Source organism: Planctomycetota bacterium, assembly GCA_018242585.1.
Taxonomy (GTDB): domain Bacteria; phylum Planctomycetota; class Planctomycetia; order Pirellulales; family PNKZ01; genus JAFEBQ01.
Genome location: JAFEBQ010000026.1, coordinates 17,527 through 36,568, shown reverse-complemented (window position 1 = coordinate 36,568; position 19,042 = coordinate 17,527). Strand labels below are relative to the sequence as shown.

At 61.7% G+C, this 19,042-nt stretch carries 18 protein-coding genes, 1 tRNA gene and 1 pseudogene (1 of these 20 cut by a window edge); 9 read left to right on the top strand and 11 right to left on the bottom strand.

Annotation, left to right across the window (positions count from 1 at the left end; all coding sequences use genetic code 11):
- Positions 1–4 precede the first annotated feature (4 nt).
- Genes JSS27_12960 through JSS27_12940 form a run of 5 tightly spaced genes read left to right on the top strand, consistent with a single transcriptional unit; the run spans position 5 to position 4,824 of the window.
- Complete coding sequence (locus tag JSS27_12960; protein MBS0209851.1) at positions 5–1,219, top strand: AAA family ATPase; 1,215 nt, start codon at positions 5–7, stop codon at positions 1,217–1,219.
- On the top strand, positions 1,216–2,652 hold the full coding sequence (locus JSS27_12955; protein MBS0209850.1) for a CpaF family protein: 1,437 nt from the start codon (positions 1,216–1,218) through the stop codon (positions 2,650–2,652). Before JSS27_12960 ends, JSS27_12955 begins: the two co-directional genes overlap by 4 nt.
- Positions 2,653–2,655: 3 nt before the next feature.
- A complete protein-coding gene (locus JSS27_12950; GenBank protein MBS0209849.1) occupies positions 2,656–3,528 on the top strand; it encodes a type II secretion system F family protein in 873 nt (290 codons plus the stop codon).
- 1 nt (position 3,529) lies between these two features.
- On the top strand, positions 3,530–4,450 hold the full coding sequence (locus JSS27_12945) for a type II secretion system F family protein (GenBank protein ID MBS0209848.1): 921 nt from the start codon (positions 3,530–3,532) through the stop codon (positions 4,448–4,450).
- Entirely contained in the window at positions 4,447–4,824 is a 378-nt protein-coding gene (locus JSS27_12940) for a DUF192 domain-containing protein (protein MBS0209847.1), read from the top strand. The genes JSS27_12945 and JSS27_12940 overlap by 4 nt, the downstream gene beginning before the upstream one ends.
- A gap of 6 nt (positions 4,825–4,830) precedes the next feature.
- Here JSS27_12940 and JSS27_12935 read toward each other — a convergent pair whose 3' ends face one another.
- Complete coding sequence (locus tag JSS27_12935; protein ID MBS0209846.1) at positions 4,831–6,096, bottom strand: FAD-dependent oxidoreductase; 1,266 nt, start codon at positions 6,094–6,096, stop codon at positions 4,831–4,833.
- Between the two features lie 195 nt (positions 6,097–6,291).
- Here JSS27_12935 and JSS27_12930 point away from each other — a divergent pair, with 195 nt between their 5' ends.
- On the top strand, positions 6,292–7,854 hold the full coding sequence (locus JSS27_12930) for a B12-binding domain-containing radical SAM protein (protein ID MBS0209845.1): 1,563 nt from the start codon (positions 6,292–6,294) through the stop codon (positions 7,852–7,854).
- A 329-nt stretch (positions 7,855–8,183) separates the two neighbouring features.
- Here JSS27_12930 and JSS27_12925 read toward each other — a convergent pair whose 3' ends face one another.
- On the bottom strand, positions 8,184–8,507 hold the full coding sequence (locus JSS27_12925) for an RNA-binding protein (GenBank protein ID MBS0209844.1): 324 nt from the start codon (positions 8,505–8,507) through the stop codon (positions 8,184–8,186).
- Positions 8,508–8,823: 316 nt separating this feature from the next.
- Between JSS27_12925 and JSS27_12920 the strand changes: the two genes are divergently transcribed.
- The 3 genes from JSS27_12920 to JSS27_12910 all read left to right on the top strand — a co-directional run bounded on the left by JSS27_12920 (position 8,824) and on the right by JSS27_12910 (position 10,649).
- Positions 8,824–8,994, top strand: coding sequence for a hypothetical protein (locus JSS27_12920; GenBank protein MBS0209843.1), 171 nt, complete (start codon positions 8,824–8,826; stop codon positions 8,992–8,994).
- 164 nt (positions 8,995–9,158) lie between these two features.
- Entirely contained in the window at positions 9,159–10,181 is a 1,023-nt protein-coding gene (locus JSS27_12915; protein ID MBS0209842.1) for a DUF2156 domain-containing protein, read from the top strand.
- A 111-nt stretch (positions 10,182–10,292) separates the two neighbouring features.
- Positions 10,293–10,649, top strand: a complete 357-nt coding sequence (locus JSS27_12910; GenBank protein MBS0209841.1) for a hypothetical protein — start codon at positions 10,293–10,295, stop codon at positions 10,647–10,649.
- A 36-nt stretch (positions 10,650–10,685) separates the two neighbouring features.
- On the opposite strand, the gene JSS27_12905 is transcribed toward JSS27_12910, so the two are convergent.
- From JSS27_12905 to JSS27_12865, 9 genes and pseudogenes are all read right to left on the bottom strand, one after another.
- On the bottom strand, positions 10,686–11,867 hold the full coding sequence (locus tag JSS27_12905) for a restriction endonuclease (protein MBS0209840.1): 1,182 nt from the start codon (positions 11,865–11,867) through the stop codon (positions 10,686–10,688).
- Entirely contained in the window at positions 11,860–12,729 is an 870-nt protein-coding gene (yhdJ, locus tag JSS27_12900) for an adenine-specific DNA-methyltransferase (GenBank protein ID MBS0209839.1), read from the bottom strand. The genes JSS27_12905 and yhdJ overlap by 8 nt, the downstream gene beginning before the upstream one ends.
- A 110-nt stretch (positions 12,730–12,839) precedes the next feature.
- On the bottom strand, positions 12,840–13,013 hold the full coding sequence (locus tag JSS27_12895) for a hypothetical protein (protein MBS0209838.1): 174 nt from the start codon (positions 13,011–13,013) through the stop codon (positions 12,840–12,842).
- Positions 13,014–13,130: 117 nt separating this feature from the next.
- Positions 13,131–13,204, bottom strand: a tRNA-Met gene (locus JSS27_12890).
- A 328-nt stretch (positions 13,205–13,532) separates the two neighbouring features.
- A complete protein-coding gene (locus tag JSS27_12885; protein ID MBS0209837.1) occupies positions 13,533–14,066 on the bottom strand; it encodes a nucleotide exchange factor GrpE in 534 nt (177 codons plus the stop codon).
- Between the two features lie 255 nt (positions 14,067–14,321).
- Positions 14,322–15,509, bottom strand: coding sequence for a molecular chaperone DnaJ (gene dnaJ / locus JSS27_12880; GenBank protein MBS0209836.1), 1,188 nt, complete (start codon positions 15,507–15,509; stop codon positions 14,322–14,324).
- 289 nt (positions 15,510–15,798) lie between these two features.
- Positions 15,799–17,418 carry a chaperonin GroEL gene (groL, locus tag JSS27_12875; GenBank protein MBS0209835.1) on the bottom strand — a complete coding sequence of 540 codons (1,620 nt, stop codon included), beginning with the start codon at positions 17,416–17,418 and terminating at the stop codon, positions 15,799–15,801.
- Positions 17,419–17,510: 92 nt separating this feature from the next.
- Positions 17,511–17,810, bottom strand: coding sequence for a co-chaperone GroES (locus JSS27_12870; protein ID MBS0209834.1), 300 nt, complete (start codon positions 17,808–17,810; stop codon positions 17,511–17,513).
- A gap of 119 nt (positions 17,811–17,929) precedes the next feature.
- Positions 17,930–19,042 (bottom strand): annotated as a pseudogene (locus JSS27_12865) (molecular chaperone GroEL); it runs 532 nt beyond the window's last position.

Below are 19,042 nucleotides of genomic sequence, written 5' to 3'. Positions count from 1 at the left end.
CCTCATGCAGCCGCACGTTTTGATCATTGGTGATGATCGCTCCCTCGGCGAAGAAGCGCGGGCGGCCTTGAACGCCGTGCGCACCATCGAGCCGGTGATCCGCGTCGTCGCCGGCGGCCGCACGGGCATCGAGCAGGCCCGCATCTGGCAGCCGCATCTGGCCTTCTTGGAAATCGACACCGACTTGGCGCTCGCCCGGCAGCAGATCGCCGAGCTATTGGCCGCGTCGCCGCGCACGCACGTGGTCGGCGTCTATCGTCCCGATTTGTTCGAGTACGAAGCCCAGCAGAGCGCACTGTTGATCGAAGCGGTTCGCGCCGGGGCACGCGACTTCTTGCGCCGCCCCCTTTCGAGCAGCGATGTCGACGCCCTGGTCCAGCGCCTGGCCCAGGCGGGTCAAACTGGCCAGTCGCGCGTCGGCCGGCTGGTCAGCTTCATGAGCAACAAAGGGGGCGTCGGCAAAAGCACTTTGTCGGTCAACGTGGCGTGCAGTCTGGCGGCGACGCGCCCCGATCGGGTGTTGTTGGTCGACACGTGTCTGCAAGTCGGCGGCTGCGCGAGTTTGCTCGATCTGAAGCCCGAGACCACGCTGGCCGACGCCGCGCGCCAGCGCGACCGGCTGGACGAGACGCTGATCCGTCAACTGGCGGTCCCGCATCACAGCGGCTTGCACGTGCTGGCCGCGCCGGCCGACGCCATCGAAGGGGCCGACATCACCGACGAGGTGGTCTCGCGCGTCCTCGTGCTGGCCCGGCGGACGTACGACTATGTGATCGTCGACACGATCCCGTCGCTCGATCGCGTGGCAATGGCCGTGCTCGATCTCAGCGATCTAACGTATCTGGTATTCGAGAACGTCGTACCGACGCTGTTGGGGGCGGCCAAGCTGCTGCAACTGCTGAACAAACTCGGCGTGCCGGCCGAGCGGCAACGCTTGGTGCTAAACCGCGTGCAGTGGATCGCCGGCAATCCCCGCCCCGTCGAAGCGGCCGAGCGGCTGGGCCGAGCGGTCGATCATATCGTCCGCTTCGACCGTCGCATCATCGCGGCCGCCAACGTCGGCGAGCCGTTCGCGCTGACCGCGGGTCGCTTCACCAAGCGGGCTCGCGATCTGGCGAAGATTGTGCGCGAGATCGAGCGTCTGGCCCCCGGCGCACCGATCGAGCCCGAGGCGCAGGCCGCGACGACTGAAACAGTGGCCAGTGGAGACGCACGATGAACGACCACGGCATTGGCAATCCTGGTCAGGGTGAAAAGGGGGCGAGCCACGACGACTCGCGTCAGAAGCTGATTCGCGCGCACAACGCGCTGCCGACTGAGCGAATTCGTTCCAGCGCCCCGCGCGTGACCAGCGACGCCGTCCGCGCGGCCGAGCCGGCCGCGCGCACCGACCGAGTCGAATACCAGATGGTCAAGGCGCGGCTGCACCAGCAGTTGCTCGACGAGCTGAACGACCAGAATTTGCTGACGGCCGGCGACGCGCCGTTGCACGACGCCGTGGTGGCGTTCACGGCCCGAGTGCTCGACGACCTGGACCTGCCGCTCAACGACAACGAGCGTAAGCGGCTGGCCGATGACTTGCTGGAAGAGACGCTCGGCGTCGGGCCGCTGGCGCCGCTAATGGCCGACCCGGCTGTGACCGATATCCTGGTCAACCGCGCGGACATGGTGTACGTCGAACGTTTCGGCCGCCTGGAACAGACGAACGTCCGGTTCCGCGATACGGAACACCTGGTCAGAATCATTCAACGGATCGCGGCCCGCATCGGCCGGCGCATCGACGACGCTTCGCCGATGGTCGACGCCCGCTTGACCGACGGCAGCCGTGTAAACGCCACGCTGCCGCCGGCCACGATCGACGGGCCGACGCTGTCGATTCGCCGCTTCGGCCGCCGCCGCTTGAATAGCACCGAGCTGATGCGGCTGAAGATGTATTCGCCGGCCATGCTTGAGTTCATGCGGGCCGTGGTCATCGGCCGGCGCAACGTGCTGATCTCCGGCGGCACCGGCTCGGGCAAGACGACGTACCTGGGGGCGGTCAGCGAAGCAATCCCCGGCAACGAACGAATCGTCACCATCGAAGACGCCGCCGAATTGGTTCTCGACCAGGAACACGTCGTCCGCATGGAAACGCGGCCGATGAATATCGAAGGGCGCGGGCGGATCACCGCGCGCGACCTGGTGATCAACGCCCTGCGCATGCGCCCCGACCGGATCATCGTCGGCGAAGTCCGCGGACCCGAGGCCCTCGACATGCTGCAAGCTATGAACACCGGCCACGATGGCAGCCTGACCACGGTCCATGCTAACAGCCCGCGCGACGCGCTGGCGCGCATCGAGACGATGGTGCTGATGGCGGGGGTCGATTTGCCGTCGCGAGCCATTCGCGAGCAGATGACCTCGGCGCTACAACTCATCGTGCAAGTCCGCCGCTACGAAGATGGCGTTCGCCGCGTCGAAAGCATTGCCGAGATTACCGGCCTGGAAGGGCTGACGCCGCAGTTGCAGGAGATTTTTCGCTTCGAGCGCCGCGGTCGGACGCCGCGCGCCGTGCAAGGCGAGTTTGTCGCCACGGGCGTCGTGCCACGGATGGTCGAAGAGCTGCGCGAGCGCGGCCAGGACATCCCAATATCCCTGTTTCAAAAGGGGTAAGCGGTGACGCGCGAGCTATGGTTCGGGCTGTTCTTTCTGGCCAGCAGTGCCGCCGGCGCGATCGCCGCCGCGCGGCATTTTGCCTTGCGCCGCCGAACGCTCGAGCGCCTGGACGAAGGACTGCACACGGCCGAGACCGAAACCGCGGCCGAGGAGGAACACGAGCCGCCGCGGCTGTTCGCCCGGCGTCACTACGTGATTCCGTGGGGTGTGGCCCTGGCGGTGTTGGTGGTGCTGCACTGGGTGGTTGGGCTGCCGTGGGCCTTTGCCGGCGCGTTCGCGGCGATTGTCGGCTTGCTGGGAACCCAACTCGACGCCGCGCTGCTCACGTGGACCTCGGATCGGATCGAAGCCCAGTTGGCCGACGCGATCGACTTGATGATCAGCGCGCTGCGCGTTGGCGCCGCCCTGCCGGTGGCGCTGGAGCAAGCGTTGCAAGAAGCCCGGGTGCCGCTGAAGCCGCAGCTTGAAGAGTTGCTCGGGCGCATTCGCCTGGGGGACGACCCAATCGCGGCCTTCAACGCGCTGTCCGAGCGCGTGCCACTCGAAACGTTCCGGCTGTTCAGCATGGCACTGTCGGTCCACTGGGGTGTCGGCGGCAGCTTGACCGGCACGTTGGCCAACGTGGGACGGACGATTCGCCAGCGGATCGAAGTCTCGCGCCGTCTGCGCGCGCTGACCACCCAGGCGCGAACGTCGATCGTGGCGATCATGGGCTCGACGTACTTCATTGCCGTGCTGATGTGGCGCAACGATCCCGAGCGCATGGCGAACTTTTTGGATACCTCGGTCGGCGCGTCGCTGGCCGCGGTGGCCATCGTGCTGCAAGCGGTCGGCATGGTCTGGATATCCTACTTGAGCAAACCCCGGTTCTAAGATGCCTGCGTCGATCCAAACCTTGCTGGTGCTGGGAATGCTGCTGGTGGCGGCGGTCTCGCTATTTGCCTGGGCGGCGCAACGATTAGCTTTGCGCGGGCGGACGCTCGATCGGTTGTTCAGCGAGCAAGAGTCGAACGAGCCGCTACCGGCCGAGGACCAGCAGGGCTGGCTCAAGCACTGGTTGTTCCTGGCCGGCCGTCGCGGCCCGAACGCCGTGGCGGTCTATGTGGGAAGCACGCTAGTGTTTTGCATCGGCGGCGGACTGCTGGCGCTGGCGTTTACCCTATACGGCAACTTGCCGCAAATGGCCCGCGTGGCCCAAGCGATTCCCGGCGGCGTCGGCGACGTGGCGTTGCCGCTGATTTACGGAGCGCCGTGGATCGCGCTGGTTTGCCTGGCGTCGATTCCGACACTCTTAGTCCGTGCGGCACGGCGGCAGCGCGTGCGCGAGATCGAAGAAGACCTGCCGCTGGTGCTTGACCTGCTGGCCACGTTGGCCGAAGCGGGGCTCGGGCTCGACAGCGCCATCGACCGGGTGCTCGGTTCGCTCGAGGCCCATCGTACCTTGCCACGCGAGCTGAGCGCGTTTCAGCGCGATGTACTGGCCGGCCGGCCGCGCGTCGATTCGCTCCGCTGGCTGAGCCGGCGCGTGGGGATGACCTGGTTTTCGATCTTCATTTCGGCCGTGGTTCAGGCCGAGCAAATCGGCGCCGGCCTGGCCGACGTGCTGAAGATTCAGGCCGAAGATCTGCGTCAACGCCGCAAGGAGCAGGCGCTGGCGTTCGCCATGTCGACGCCGATCAAGTTGCTGGTGCCGATGGTCGTCTGCTTCATGCCGGGCGTGCTGCTGTCGGCGCTGGGCCCGGCGTTTTATGAAATCTTCCGCGTCCTCGACAGCATGAGCCAGTCGGCGCGATGAAGACGCCCAGTTACCAACTGGTGCAGGTGGCGACGGGCGAGGTGATCGTCGCGCGGCTGGAGGTGGCCGATTCGTTCTGGCCGCGCTTCCGTGGGTTGCAACTGCGCCGGCTGGCTGCGGACGCGGGCTTGTTGATCGTCCCGTGCCGCTCGGTCCACACCTGTTTCATGCTCGCGCCAATCGACGTCGTGATGCTCGATCGAGCGGGACGCGTCGTCAGCATGGTATCGTCGTTGAAACCTTGGCGGATGTTCACCGGCCCGGGCGATGTGTTCGCCACGCTGGAACTACCGGCGGGGACGTGTCGCCTGAAGGTCGGCGATCAGGTGCGCCTGGTTGGAGACGGCTCGGCGGTCGAGCGCTACTTCAAGTAGTAATGCTCACGCGCCGACCCAGGGGCCGGCGTGTTGCGCTTCGAGGCGGCGGCGGACGGCGACCCCGGCGAGTTCGCCGGTCGACTTCTTAGTTTCCACGGCCAGCGCCGCCGCCGTGCCGGCAGCCTGGCCCATGGCCATAGCTGTGGCCGTTACGCGCGACGACGAAGAGGCCAGAGCCGTGGCCGAGTGACACCGGCCGGCCACGAGCAGATTCTCGATCTGTTTTGGCTGAATCGAGCGATAGGGAATGTCGTACGGCGCCGGGAAGTCGGGCTCTTCGTGCCAGGCCGAGCCGCTGGTAGCGGTCTGGGGATGAATGTCCAAGTACCAGCAGCCGGTGGCCACGGCGTCGTCGAACTTGCGACCTTGCTGAATGTCGCTCTCGTGCAGCACGTGCTGTCCGACGATGCGTCGCGTCTCGCGGACGCCGATGAACGGCGAGGCCATTAAGAAATACGAGTCCTCGAAGCCGGGCACGTTCGCTTTCCAACGCTCGAACATGGTCCAAGCGTCGGCGCGACCTTGCATTTCGCACCGCGTCAGGTCGGCCGCGTCGCTGGCGTCGCCCGGCACACGAATGGCGTGCAAATAGACTTCGTTCGGCGCAAACATGAACATCATGCCAGGGCCATAATAGTTGGGCAGTTCGCCGGCCTGGTGCGCCACCTCAAGTTGCGCGCGGCAGAGTTTTTGCATGTCGGGCGACTTCTTGACGTTGCCGATACGAAAGTGCAGCGTTAGTGGCTGCAATGGCTGGGTCTTGATGACCGGCGCGCCCGACCAGGCCGCCACGTCGCCGTCGCCGGTGCAATCGACGACTTCCCGGGCCTGCACGCGAACGAGGCCATCTTTGTTGGCCAAGATCACCTCTTGTATCCTTCCGCCGTCGGCTTTCACGTCACAGACTTGCGTGTGATACAGCACCTGCAGGCGCGGCGCTTCGGCCATGAACATCTGATCGGCCAGCAGCTTGAACCGCTCGATATTGCTGATCGTGGGGTTGTACTTAGTGACGTGCGTATCGCCCGCCTGACAGATACCGGAGCGGACCAGCAACTCGATCGGGATGCCCCCCAGAACCAGGCGGCGATCCTTCTTGTGAGCCACGCCGTCGAAGTAGGGCAACCCGACGGCGGTGATGATGCCCCCGGCAAAGCCCGCCCGTTCGACGACCAGGGTCTCAGCGCCGTTGCGGGCCGAGGCCAATGCCGCGCACAAGCCGGCGCACCCACCGCCACAGATCAACACATCGGTCTTCAGCAGCTTCATGGCAGATTCCTGTCGAGTTCCAGCAATGCCGGCGATTCTAACCGTGGCTCGATCAATGCGACAGTTCGCCCTTCATTTGCCGCCTGGCGGGGAATCCGGTGGCAGATTGTTTGAGCCTTGCCCCGCGCCGCGATACGATGTCACATGCCGAGTGGTGGGCAGCAACTCGTTCGACGCACCGGGAGGGTTCGTTCGATGGCCGATATCGTGCTGGTGAATCCGCGGTTCGAGATCTCGTACTGGGGGCTCGAGATGGCCTTGCCGCTGATGCGCAAGAAGGCCAATCTACCGACGGCGTGTTTGCCGCTGTTGGCGGCTTTAACGCCGGGCGAGCACACCATCACGCTGGTTGACGAGAACGTCGAAGACATCGACTTCGACCGGCTGGCCCGGGCCGACATCGTCGGCGTTACCGGTATGAGCGTGCAGCGAATGCGGATGCGCGAAATCTTGCGCGAGCTCAAAGCGCGGGACGTGTTCACCGCGGTCGGCGGCCCCTGGGTGACCGTGCAAGAAGATTATTTTGGCGACCTGGCCGACGTCATCTTCATTGGCGAGGCCGAAGAAACCTGGCCGAAGTTCCTGGCCGATTGGCAGCAAGGCCGGCACCAGGAGCGCTACGAGCAGCTCGAAAAGACCGACATGACTCGGGTGCCGACGCCGCGGTTCGACCTGCTCAAAAACGAGCACTACGCCTTTGGCAGCCTGCAATTCTCGCGCGGCTGCCCGTTCCAGTGTGAGTTTTGCGACATCATCGTCACGTTCGGCCGGCGGCCCCGGCTGAAAACGGCCCCACAAATCCGCCGCGAACTCGACGCCCTGCTGGCCCAAAAAATGGATCTGGCGCTGATTGTCGATGACAACCTGATCGGCAACAAGCAAGCCATCAAGCCGTTGCTCAAGGAAGTGGCTGACTGGCAGCGCGAACATGGCTTCCCGTTCAACTTCTTTACCGAAGCGTCGCTCGACTTGGCCGACGATGAAGAGTTGATGCAGGGAATGATCGAAGCCAACATCACGGCCGTGTTCATCGGCATCGAAAGCCCCAACGAAGCCTCGTTGCGCGAGACCAAGAAGTTTCAGAACGTGCGCCCCGGGCGAACCCTTGTCGAGCGCGTGCATGCGGTGCAAGACGCCGGCCTGGACGTCTGGTGCGGCATGATCATCGGCTTTGACCACGACGACGCCCAGGTATTCGAGCAGCAGCGCAAGTTCCTGGAAGAAAGCCGCATCATTCACGCCATGGTCGGCATGCTGGCGGCGATTCCGAAAACGCCTCTGCACAAGCGGCTGGCCGCCGAGGGGCGACTCGACGAAAGCGACCCGCCCGAGTACGGCACCAACATCGTGCCGGCCCAGATGACGCGGGCCGAGCTGCGCGACGGCTACGTCCAGTTGCTCAACCAGATTTACGACCCGACGTCGTACTTCGACCGGCTGGAGGAATTGTACATTCGGGCTGGCTTCAAGCTGGGCCAAGCGCGGCGCGCCTACTGGCGCAAGCATCCGCTGGCCTGGACGGCCGCCATGGCCCGGTTCTCGGCAATGGCGGCGGGAGTCTTTCTGCAGTTGATGGTCTACGTGCCCGATGCCGCGCTACGCCGCGAGTATCGCCGACGGATCGGGCGCTTTCTGCGGGCGCGACCCGACCCCGAGTTGCTGTTCGTGTACGTGCTGAAGTGCGCGATGCACTACCATCACTATTTCATGGCCCGCAAGATGGCGGCCGAAGAGATGGCTGTCGTGAATTCGTTCTGAGGGGCACGACCTCAGAGGGGCCGGAGATGGGTAGCACCGACAACTTGTTGTCGGTGTCGCGCAGCGACAAGAGGGGAATGGATGACGGTCTCGATCCCTCTGGCGGCTGCGCCGCCCGGACAAGCAAGTTGTCCGGGCCACCCCAGCCAAACGCCGATCGACGCATGCGTTTGACATTTACGCGCAAAAAAAGACAGCGGCCAAGGACCCAACTAAGGAATTCCCTGGCCGCTGTTGTGTTTGCATTATGCGCCCGTGAAGACGCGCGTAGCAAGCAATTGTTCTTAACGAGCCGCTTGTAGTCTACAAGCCACCGCTAAAGAGCCGGCTTAGCGACGACCGTAGCCGCCGCGACCACCGCCACCGCCGCCGTATCCACCGCCGCCACCGCCACGCGGGCGATCTTCGCGAGGACGAGCTTCGTTCACCGTCAGCGGACGGCCGTCGTGCTCGGTCTCGTTCAGAGCGTTGATGGCTTCCTGGGCCGCGTTGTCGTCGGCCATTTCCACGAAGCCAAAACCCTTGCTGCGGCCCGTGTCGCGGTCTTGGATGACCTGGGCGCTGCGGACTTCGCCGTACTGGGCGAACAATTCTTCCAGACTCGAGCTCGTCACGTTGTAGCTCAAGTTACCGACATAAAGCTTCTTACCCACTGTTCAACTCCTGAAGATGGGCATTCCCGACCGCAATTCACACTTTCCGGGTCGGAGCGAAAGGGGCCAGAGTGGTGGCCCGCCAGGCAGGGAATGGCGAGTGAACAGTAAGCAGGCAAAGTCCAGAGCAGAACGAAGCTGACAAGAACCGAGTGCCACAGATCGTCGTCAAACCAACCAGCCAGCATTGTAGCAGGTCGCGCCCCCGCTAGGCTAGCCTTTTGGGGGGCTGGTTTAGCGGCCAAATGCTCAGTTTTTTGGGCAGTTCAACCGCGCCGCGCCTTGCACTTTGCGGGCGCGAACTAGACTGGAAACCATGCTCGACAACTGGCTCCATGCCCTGCTTCGCTCGCGAATCATCGCGGCTTTTCTGTTGATCGCCTGCCTGGGCGGTACGGCGGCGGCGCTATTTGGCGTGGCCCACGAGCTGCGCGGGGCCGATCAGGCCACCGTGCTTCCACGCGAGCAACCGGCTGCCCACCGCTGATTCTTTCGCCCGGCCGTCAAAGGCAAATCTCATCAACTACGACATTTTGTCGTTGTTTTCCGGGCCCACAGCCGCCTATATTAACGAAACTGTAATCACGCATTTCGCCTCGGTTGCATCGTTGGCGCTTGCGGTCATCGAGGCATCTCGGCTGCCGGTTTCGTATGCCCACGCTCGCTCAAATTGAATCGAGCCCCGAACTCGCGCGCCGCTTCAGCTATCTGCGGCGCTACGGTCAGCACTCGACCGGATACTTCACGCTGCAGCCGGGACTCGACGCCTTCTTTGTCGAGCGGCTCGGCTTTGTTTCGTATCAGCGTTGGTCCGAAGGGGTGACCACGCTCGGCGGGTTGTTGCCGCGCGCGTTTGTGCTGTCCGAGCCGATCGCGCTGCCCGAGCATCGCATCACGCTGCTCGAACAGTTTCTGGCCCACGTCAAGAGCGCGTGCTTCCTGCAATTGTCGGCCGCCACGGCACACTGGCTGGGACAGTGCGGCTACAAGATCGTGCCCATGGGGACCGAGGTCGACATCGACCTGGCCAGCTTCACCCTCGCCGGTTCGCGGCGGCGCAACCTGCGCCAGACAGTTCAGTCGGCGCGACGCCACGGCCTTCACGTCGTTGAGCTTACCGCGGCCGAAGCGCGCAACTTGCCGGTCGAAGAACTGTCACAGCGCTGGATGCAGCGCCGGCGGACCAGGAATCGCGAACTGCGTTTCCTGACGCGGCCGCTGGTGACCGAGGCCGAGCACGACGTGCGGCGGTTCTTCGCCTTTGCCGACGACACGCTGCTGGGCTACGTCCACTTCGATCCGCTGTATGAAAACGAGCAGACCATCGGCTACACGGCCAACATCGTGCGAACCCATCCCGACGCGCCCAGCGGCACGGCCGACCTGATCAAGGTGACGGCCATCGAGCAGTTCCGCAGCGAAGGGAAGCGGACCCTGGCGCTGGGCTATTGCCCGCTGGGAGGCATGCGGGCCGACGACCCGCTGGCCAACAATTCGTTCCTGGCCTGGCTCTGTCAGATGTGCGGCCGCTATGCGAACTGGCTGTACAGCTTTCGCGGGCTTTATTTTCACAAGCACCGCTACGCGGGCGAAGAGCGGCCCGTCTACTTCGCCACGCGCACGTCGGCCATCCTCGACTGCCTGCGGACATTTCAACTCTGCGGCGTGCTGTAAGCGAAACGCGCCTAGCCAAAACAGCCCCGGACAAGTACCGTTGTTAAGGGGCGTTTGATGTTGTCCGAAGCGTAAGCCCGTAGAATACGCGTTTGGCAGAGGGGTCATGCGTTGCGCTACGTGATGCACTTCATGATCGACGGTCAGGCCCGCGCCGTGGCATGGGTAGATGGCACACTCCGCGCCGTCGACCAGGCCAGCGAACCGCTCGCCCAACTCATCGCTGACATGCTGGTCGAGTGTGCCCGGACTGACGGCTCCGTGACCGGCCGCGGCCTACTCGCGCCGGCCACGGTCACAGACCCGCTCGGGCCCTACATCGCGGCGCTCCGGCTCACGGATGAAAGCTGGTATGACGGCGGCCGGTGGCGGCCTGAGGCCGCTTGGGAGTTCGTCAGCGTCGAGGGTGACGCGCCCGAGTTCCCGCAGGGCGAAGTCGAGGCCGATGGGCGTGATCGCGTTTATTAGGAATCGGCCTAGCCAAAGGCTAGAACCTATCGGCAATCAATCTGTCTCGTCGATGTCATCGACAACTTCTGCTGTGTCCTGGTAATTAAATTCAACTTTGCTCTGAACGACAATCTCATCCATGGCAAGGCGAATCTTGCCAGCTTTGATTACCGATTGAAGGCGTTCGACTAGCAGTGGAATGTTGATGATTTCTTCGATCGCATCCATGTAGCTCTTCACAACGGCAACTATTTTGTACTTCGACTTCGCTTGGTCCTCAATCGCGGATTGGATTGCGGCTGGCCCATCCGTTGACTTAACGACAAACGTCAGCGGGAACCGTTGGATTTTGTCGATGTCGAGAAAATACTTATTGACGTCGATCGTTTCGGTGACTTGAAAAAATCTGCCCAGTGGCCGCATTACAAAGTCAATGCCGCCGTCGTTGGCGTTCGTCCGCCCCGTTTTGAAGAGAACAAGAGCGTCTTCATTGAGATTATCACGTGTCCATCCCCAATAGATTCTTTGATCACCGTAAAACGCTTTAAGTATTGAGAAGCTGACGATTTCAAAGACACGAGCGTCGATTTCAGGCTTTAGTTGGGCTTCGATGAATGCAATTGCGGATTTTTCGTCAGTCTCTGGTAGAGCGGAAATTTCTTCACAAGAGTCAATAAATGACTCAAATGCTTCGCACTTGGCAGCTACGTAAGCGTCGATGATGTCAATGACGCACGGAGCTATGTTCAAATCTTGCCTTTTTCCTTCCCTATTTCGGACCGTGACTACGAGCAGGTCTTCTTGAATCCAGTAGCCTTGCTTGGCCACGTCGCGAACAATCGGTTCCTTTTCGACCGACGGATAAAACTTTTTGAACTCGTCATTGAGTCGTCCATTCAAGGCGTGGTTTTGTAGCTTACTGCCGAATGGCAACTCGCGCTGTCGATTTAATAAGTCGCTAAACCTGGCTCCCCCATATTTGTCGTACGTCCCGTGTCGCTTGCCCCCAGGACCAAAACCGTTCGCGAGATAGTCTTCTGTAAGTACGTAAAGGGCGTAGTGATTTGCGAACGCACCACGTGACTTCGAGCCGCGACTTGCGGATCTGGTTTTATGGTTCAAATATCCTAGCAAAGGGCTCGCGGTAAAAACGTCGGCAGCCAAAATGCCGAAGTGCTTTTCGAGAATCTGCTCGATTTGATTCGTAAATGCGTGACGAGGGACAGAGTTAGTCATCGAATAACATTCCATTCTGTGAGAGCGCGCGACGCTTGCGGTTCTTTCGGACGTAAGTTTTGCTGAGCGGTTGCAGTTTTTCGCCGTCAACTTCTTCAGCAAGTCCTAAGCGGCGGACGCCAATCTTGAAGTATTGTCGCTCTTGCTCGATGCCTATGCTTTGGCGGCCGAGTCGTTTGGCGACAGCGCAGGTGGTAAACGTACCCGAGAAAGGGTCGAGAATTAGGTCGCGAGGATTGCTACTTGCCAGAATAATTCGCTCCAGAAGGGCCTCTGGCTTCTGTGATGGATGTTCCTCGTATTCTTCCATGCGATACCGAACACGTGGGAAGTACCAAACATTGCCAGGCACTTTCGTTGTCTTGTATGGAGTCGGAGCTGCCTTGCGATAGTCAATCAGCTTTCGAACTGCGCCGGTTCGGGCTTCGACCTCAATTGCATCAGCATTGAACGTGTAGCTTTTGGGGTTCTTTACACAAAACAAGATCGGTTCATACAAGGAACCGTAGTATCTCCGCGCCTGGACGCCCGAGCTGTCGTAATGCCAGGCAATTCTAGACAGCACGCTGCATCTTTCTCTCAGCCAGAGATCAAGATACGGAATAGCCTGAGTGCTCGACATCACGTAGAGGCTTCCGTCATCCTTGAGCTTTCTCAAGCAAATTGCCAACCACTGGAAGCACCACTCGGCATACTCTCGGTCGGAGGGCCATTTGTCGTGAAATTGGCCGAATGACTTGCCGATGTTGTAGGGCGGGTCGGCAAAGACCAGGGAAACGCTTTCGTCTTTCACTTCCCTTTCGAGCACTTCAAGGCAATCGCCATGAAGTATCGTCGCCTGGTCATTCGAAAGCTTTTTCATCGGCGTGTTTTAATTCGTCCGTAGTTGGCATAAGCCCTTTTATCAAATGGATTTTCGCAATCCCACGCCTAGCCTGCAATCCCTTTTGCCAACGATGAAAAGGCCGAATGTTAACCCCAATCCCCCGGGACCGGGCGCAGCTCCCAGGGCAGCCCGTCATCGTCGCCAAACAGGTCGCGGCGCTCGTCATCGCTCAACGCCTGGTCGTAGTCATCGAATGAGCGGACGTTCGGCTCCCGCTTGATGCCGTGCTGATCGGCCGCAGTGATTGCCGAGCGTAGCACCACAGCTAGGCCGGCGTGTCTCCCGGCGTTGCGGTTCGCAGCGGCTCAGATAGTTTTCCACGCTGGGAATTAGCGCATGAAAAAGCCCCGGGGCGAAACGCCGGGGCTGATGAAAAATAGCGGCGACTGGACTTGAACCAGTGACACCCGGCTTATGAAGCCGGTGCTCTAACCAACTGAGCTACGCCGCCAAAAGTGTCTTGGACGTTGGGGGCCGCGGAACATTCGCTCACTGCGGCCGCCGTCGATCCCTTCGAGCCGCGCCGAATGCCAAGCCCCCTCACCCCCAACCCCTCTCCCACGGAGGGGCGAGGGGAGCATTCGATTAGACTCTATCGGCAACCGAACAATCAACTTATCAGGAAAACCGGGGCCGACAAGTGGGTTCGGGGCCGCGTCGATGGGCGCGCTTTTCGACAAATGTTTGATGAACTATCGACGTGCGGGCCTGGCCAGACTTATCAAAACCTTTCGTCTAGATTCCCGCCTGCGCGGGAATGACGGCCACTTGAAACGGCGTTATGCGTCCGGTGCGCGGCTGACGATTACTTGCGCCGGGCGCAGCACGCGTTCGTGTACCTGGTAGCCCTGCTGCGCGACCAGCAGCACCGTGTTCGGCGGATACTCGGCGCTCGGCTGTTGGGCGATTGCAGCGTGCTTGTTCGGATCGAATGGCTGATGCAAAGCGTCGATCCGCTGGCAGTGATGCCGCGCGAGGACGTCGCTCAACTGCTGAGCCACCATCTTGAAGCCGTCGACCACCGCCGCGGCCCCGGCCACCTTGGCAGCCGCCTCGACCGTCCGCTCGACGTTGTCGACCACCGGCAACAAATCGCCCAAGATCGGCAACGCGGCATAACGCCGCTCGTCGTCCAACTCGCGACGCAGTCGCTTGCGGGTGTTCTCGGCTTCGGCCTGGGCGCGCAGCAAGCGCTCCTTGGCGTCGTCCAGGTCGCCGCGCAGCTGCTCCATCGCTTGCTCGAACGCCGCAGTCGAGTTCTCGGCCCCGTTGGCCTCGTCGTCGGACGACAGCTTTTGTTCTTGATCGCTCATGATCTTTCGCCTTTTCTCACACTTCTAAATGCGTTCGCCACGGGGGCACTGAGACACGGAGGTTTGCACGGAGAGGAGGGAGTGAGAAATCTCAATGACCAAGTACCAATGTCCAATAATTGCGTCGGAAACGGGACTCCGCGTCTGACTGGTCATTGGGATTTGGGCATTGGTCATTCATCACCGCAATCCCTTCCCTTTGCTACTCCGTGCTAACCTCCGTGCCTCTGTGTCTCCGTGGCAAGTATTCTTGAACTATCGGTCTTTTGATTTACGCGGCTTGGGCTCTTCGCTCTTCGGCTCGGGCGGTTTCTCGGTCGGTACGAAGTAGTCGCGCAGCGTTTCCAGGAAGCTTTTCTGGTGCGGCTGGACGTTGGCATTTTCTTCTTCGGCCAGCTCGCGCAACAGTTCTTCTTGCCGCGCGGTCATGGTGCGGGGGACTTCCAGGTGCAACTCGACCAGCAAATCGCCGGTGCCGCGGCGTCGCGGGTCGGGCATGCCGCGCCCGCGCAGCTTCAACACGTCGCCGGGCTGGGATCCGGCCGGAATCTTCAAGTCCTCGGGCCCTTCGAGCGTCGGCACTTTCAGGGTCGCGCCCAGCGCCGCCTGGGAATAAGTGAGCGGCAAACGGCAGATCAGGTTCATGCCGTCGCGTTCGAACAGCGGATGCTGTTGCACGTGGATCAGGCAGTACAGGTCGCCGGGCGGGCCACCGTTGGGGCTGGCGTCCCCTTCGCCCGAGACACGCAGGCGGGTCTGGTCATCGACGCCGGCCGGAATGTTGACTTCGCGTTTCACGCGTTCGACGGTCTGACCTTCGCCGTGACAGTTCTCGCAAGGGGTCGAGATGGTCGTGCCAGCGCCGCGACAAGCCGGGCACGTGGTTTGAACGCGGAAGATGCCCGACGACTGAATCACTTGACCGTGGCCGCCACAGTAACGGCAAGTGTCGGGCTTGGTGCCGGGCTTGGCGCCGGTTCCCTCGCACGCGGTGCAGCGGACGTGACGCGAGTATTTGATGGTCTTAGTCACGCCGCGGGCCGAGTCGAGCAAATCGAGCGTCGTCTCGCACTGCACGTCCTGGCCGCGGGCCACGCGCCGCCCGCCGCGCCCTCGGCCGCCGCCAAAGAAATCGCCAAAGACGCTGTCGCCGAAGATGTCGCCGAAGGCCTGGAAGATGTCGTTGACGTCGTTGAAGTGGGGACTGCTGCCCGCGCCGTCAACGCCGGCGTGGCCATAGCGGTCGTAGCGAGCCCGCTTGTTCTGATCGCTGAGAACTTCGTAGGCTTCGGCGGCTTCCTTGAAGTAGATCACCGCTTCCTGGTTGCCAGGATTCTTGTCGGGATGGTACTTGATGGCCAGCTTGCGATAAGCGGCGGAGATGTCGCCGTCGCTCGCTTCGCGCACAACGCCGAGCACTTCGTAATAGTCGCGTTTGGCCATGAAGAAGGGGCTAGTTTTGTAGGTCAGGCCTTGGCCTGACGAATTGTGTCCACAATCATGTCAGGCCAAGGCCTGACCTACGACTGTTACGTGAATTGTACGCGCGTCGCGGCAATCTAATCGCTAACCGCTAATCGCTTCTCAAACAACTGACCACGGACAACTGACAAGCCGCTACAAAAACGGGCCATCTTCACCGCTGAAAGCGAAGATGGCCCGCCATGTTTAACATCAATAATCAAGACTTCCTGTCCGCCAAGGTTGCTCCATCGGCAGCATCGCGCTGCGCTTAGCGGACGCTTCCTTCGACGCGGTTCTTGGCCTTATCGTCCTTGTCCAAGTTGGTGACCAAAGCCTCGGTCGTCAGCATCAACGCCGAGATGCTGGCCGCGTTGCTCAGGGCGCTGCGGACCACCTTCAACGGGTCGATGATGCCGGCCTTGACCATGTCGACGTACTCGCCCTTGTTGGCGTCGTAGCCCATGTTGCCCGACTTCTGGCTGACTTCGTCGGCCACGACCGAGCCGTCAATGCCACAGTTGTTGGCAATCTGCTTGAGCGGAGCCGACAGCGAGTGCAACACGATGTTGACGCCGATCTTCTCGTCACCCTTGGCCGAGGCGCGGGCCTTTTCGACCGCTTCGGCACAACGCAACAGCGCCACGCCGCCACCCGGCAGAATCCCCTCTTCGACCGCGGCACGAGTGGCGTGCAGCGCGTCTTCGATGCGGGCCTTGGTCTGCTTCATGTCGGCTTCCGAGCTGGCGCCGACCGAAATCACGGCCACGCCGCCGGTCAACTTGGCCAGCCGCTCGTCGAACTTCTCGCGATCGTATTCGCTTTCGGTCGCTTCGCGCTGATTGCGAATCTGCTGAATGCGAGCTTGCAGGTCCGACTGCTTGCCGCCCCCTTGGACGATCGTGCAGTTGTTCTTGTCGACGTTGATCTGCTTGGCGCGGCCCAGGTGCTGCAGCGTCAGGTTCTCGAGCTTCAGGCCCAAGTCTTCGCTGATCAGGGTGCCGCCGGTCAGCACGGCAATGTCGCCGAGCATCGCCTTGCGACGATCGCCAAAGCCGGGCGCCTTGACGGCGCAGATGTTCAACACGCCGCGCAGCCGGTTCACGACCAAGGCCGTCAGGGCGTCGCCTTCGACGTCCTCGGCAATGATCAACAACGGCTTGCCACCCTGGATCACCTTTTCCAACAGCGGCACCAAGTCGCGCAGATTGCTGATCTTCTTTTCGTGGATCAGGATGTACGCGTCTTCGAGTTGGCTGTCCATCTCGGCCGGGCGATTGACAAAGTAGGGCGAGATGTAGCCCTTGTCGAACTGCATACCTTCGACGAACTCGACCTCGGTCTTGGTTCCCTTGCCTTCTTCGACGGTGATCACGCCGTCCTTGCCGACCTTTTCCATGGCGTCGGCCAGCAGGTTGCCGATTTCCGGATCGTTGTTCGCGCTGATCGAACCGACCTGGGCGATTTCCTGCTTGCTGCTGACCGGCTTGGCCAGCGAGCGCAGGTGGTCGATCGCGGCGGCCACGGCTTTGTCGATGCCGCGGCGAACCGACATCGGGTTGCTACCGGCGGCGATGTTGCGGGTGCCTTCCTTGAAGATGGCCCGGGCCAACACGGTGGCCGTGGTGGTGCCGTCGCCGGCGATGTCCGAAGTCTTCGAAGCGACTTCGTTCACGAGCTTGGCGCCCATGTTCTCGAAGCGATCTTCCAGGTCGACTTCCTTGCTGACGGTGACGCCGTCCTTGGTCACGGTCGGCCCGCCGAACGACTTGTTGATGATCACGTTGCGGCCCGTCGGGCCCATGGTCACGGCGACCGCGCTGGCCAGCTTCTCAACTCCCTTGAGCATCTTGGCACGCGCCTGGTCTTCGAACAGCAATTGCTTTGCCACGGTTTCAGGTTCCTATGTTGAATGCGTGTTGGATTGATCGTTAAACATGCGCCGCGGCGTTCTTTGCCGGCCGGCGCCGCGTCGCGAGGGCCTTAGGAAACCACCTTGGCCAGGATGTCGGTCTCGCGCAGAATCTTCAGGTCACGGCCGTCGACTTCGATTTCCATGCCGGTGTACTTGCCGTACAGCACTTCGTCGCCGATGACGACCGACAGCTTGCCGCGCTGGCCGTTGTCCAATTGCTTGCCAGGGCCCACCGAGACCACGGTACCGCGCTGCGGCTTTTCCTTGGCGGTGTCCGGCAGGACGATGCCGCCGGCGGTCATCTCTTCGGCTTCCAACGGCTCGACCACGACGCGATCATCCAGCGGACGCAGATTCAACTTGGCCATGTTTTAAGATTCCTTCGTTATGTGTTGGTTGTTGTGTTCTTGATTGAAGCGGTTGGAACGACGAAAAGCTTTGAGTTTCTGGTCACTAGCAACTAGTAACCAGCAACTCGCAACTCCTCTTACATCATGCCGCCCATGCCACCCATTCCGCCCATGCCCATTCCGCCCATGTCACCACCCATGCCGTGATCATGGCCGCCGTGGTGATCGCCACCTTCCTCTTCCTCCTTGGGAATCTCGGTGATCAGCGATTCGGTGGTGAGCAGCAGAGCCGCGACGCTGGCCGCGTTCTGCAGGGCGATGCGGACAACCTTGGCCGGGTCAATGACGCCGCGCGACACCAGGTCGCAATACTCGTCCTTGTCGGCATCGAAGCCGTCGTTCTTCCCCTTCAACTGACGCACGCGGTTGACGACCACGGCGCCGTCGACGCCGGCGTTCTCGGCGATGGAACGCAACGGAATGTCGAGCACGTTGCGGATGATCTTGGCCCCCAGGGCTTCGTCACCCGAAACTTCGAGCTTGTCAACCGCTTTTTCACAGCGGAGCAAGGCCACGCCGCCGCCAGGGACAATGCCTTCTTCTAGGGCCGCTTGCGTGGCGCACTTGGCATCTTCCAACAGGTACTTGCGTTCCTTCATCTCGCTTTCGGTCGCCGCGCCACAGTTGATCTGGGCCACGCCGCCGGCCAGCTTGGCCAACCGCTCTTGCAGCTTCTCGCGATCGTATTCGCTGTCGGTCACCGTGATTTCACGGCGAATCTGGTCGACGCGGCCTTCGATGGCTTCCTTCTTGCCGGCGCCACCGACCAGGGTGGTGTTTTCGCCGGTGATGTGAATCTTCTTGGCGCGGCCCAGGTCGGTGAGCTTCACGGCCTCAAGCTGAATGCCCAAGTCCTTGAAGATCGCCGTGCCGCCGGTCAGCGCCGCCAGATCGCCCAACATTGCCTTGCGGCGATCGCCGTAGCCTGGCGCCTTGACCGCGGCGATGTTCAAGATGCCGCGCATCTTGTTCACGACCAGCGTGGCCAGGGCTTCGCCTTCGATGTCCTCGGCGACGATCAACAACGGCTTGCCCGCCTTGCTCACCGCTTCGAGCAGCGGAACCATCGCCTTGGCGCTGGAAATCTTTTCTTCGTATAGCAGCACGTAGCAGCTTTCGAGTTCAACGGTCTGCTGGTCGGCGTTGGTGACGAAGTGCGGCGAGAGGTAGCCGCGATCGAACTGCATGCC

Coding starts and splice junctions, on each gene's coding strand:
- JSS27_12960 (MBS0209851.1), top strand. CDS start 5: ATGCAGCCGCACGTTTTGATCATTGGTGATGATCGCTCCCTCGGCGAA.
- JSS27_12955 (MBS0209850.1), top strand. CDS start 1,216: ATGAACGACCACGGCATTGGCAATCCTGGTCAGGGTGAAAAGGGGGCG.
- JSS27_12945 (MBS0209848.1), top strand. CDS start 3,530: ATGCCTGCGTCGATCCAAACCTTGCTGGTGCTGGGAATGCTGCTGGTG.
- JSS27_12940 (MBS0209847.1), top strand. CDS start 4,447: ATGAAGACGCCCAGTTACCAACTGGTGCAGGTGGCGACGGGCGAGGTG.
- JSS27_12935 (MBS0209846.1), bottom strand. CDS start 6,096: ATGAAGCTGCTGAAGACCGATGTGTTGATCTGTGGCGGTGGGTGCGCC.
- JSS27_12930 (MBS0209845.1), top strand. CDS start 6,292: ATGGCCGATATCGTGCTGGTGAATCCGCGGTTCGAGATCTCGTACTGG.
- JSS27_12920 (MBS0209843.1), top strand. CDS start 8,824: ATGCTCGACAACTGGCTCCATGCCCTGCTTCGCTCGCGAATCATCGCG.
- JSS27_12915 (MBS0209842.1), top strand. CDS start 9,159: ATGCCCACGCTCGCTCAAATTGAATCGAGCCCCGAACTCGCGCGCCGC.
- JSS27_12905 (MBS0209840.1), bottom strand. CDS start 11,867: ATGACTAACTCTGTCCCTCGTCACGCATTTACGAATCAAATCGAGCAG.
- yhdJ (MBS0209839.1), bottom strand. CDS start 12,729: ATGAAAAAGCTTTCGAATGACCAGGCGACGATACTTCATGGCGATTGC.
- JSS27_12885 (MBS0209837.1), bottom strand. CDS start 14,066: ATGAGCGATCAAGAACAAAAGCTGTCGTCCGACGACGAGGCCAACGGG.
- dnaJ (MBS0209836.1), bottom strand. CDS start 15,509: ATGGCCAAACGCGACTATTACGAAGTGCTCGGCGTTGTGCGCGAAGCG.
- JSS27_12870 (MBS0209834.1), bottom strand. CDS start 17,810: ATGGCCAAGTTGAATCTGCGTCCGCTGGATGATCGCGTCGTGGTCGAG.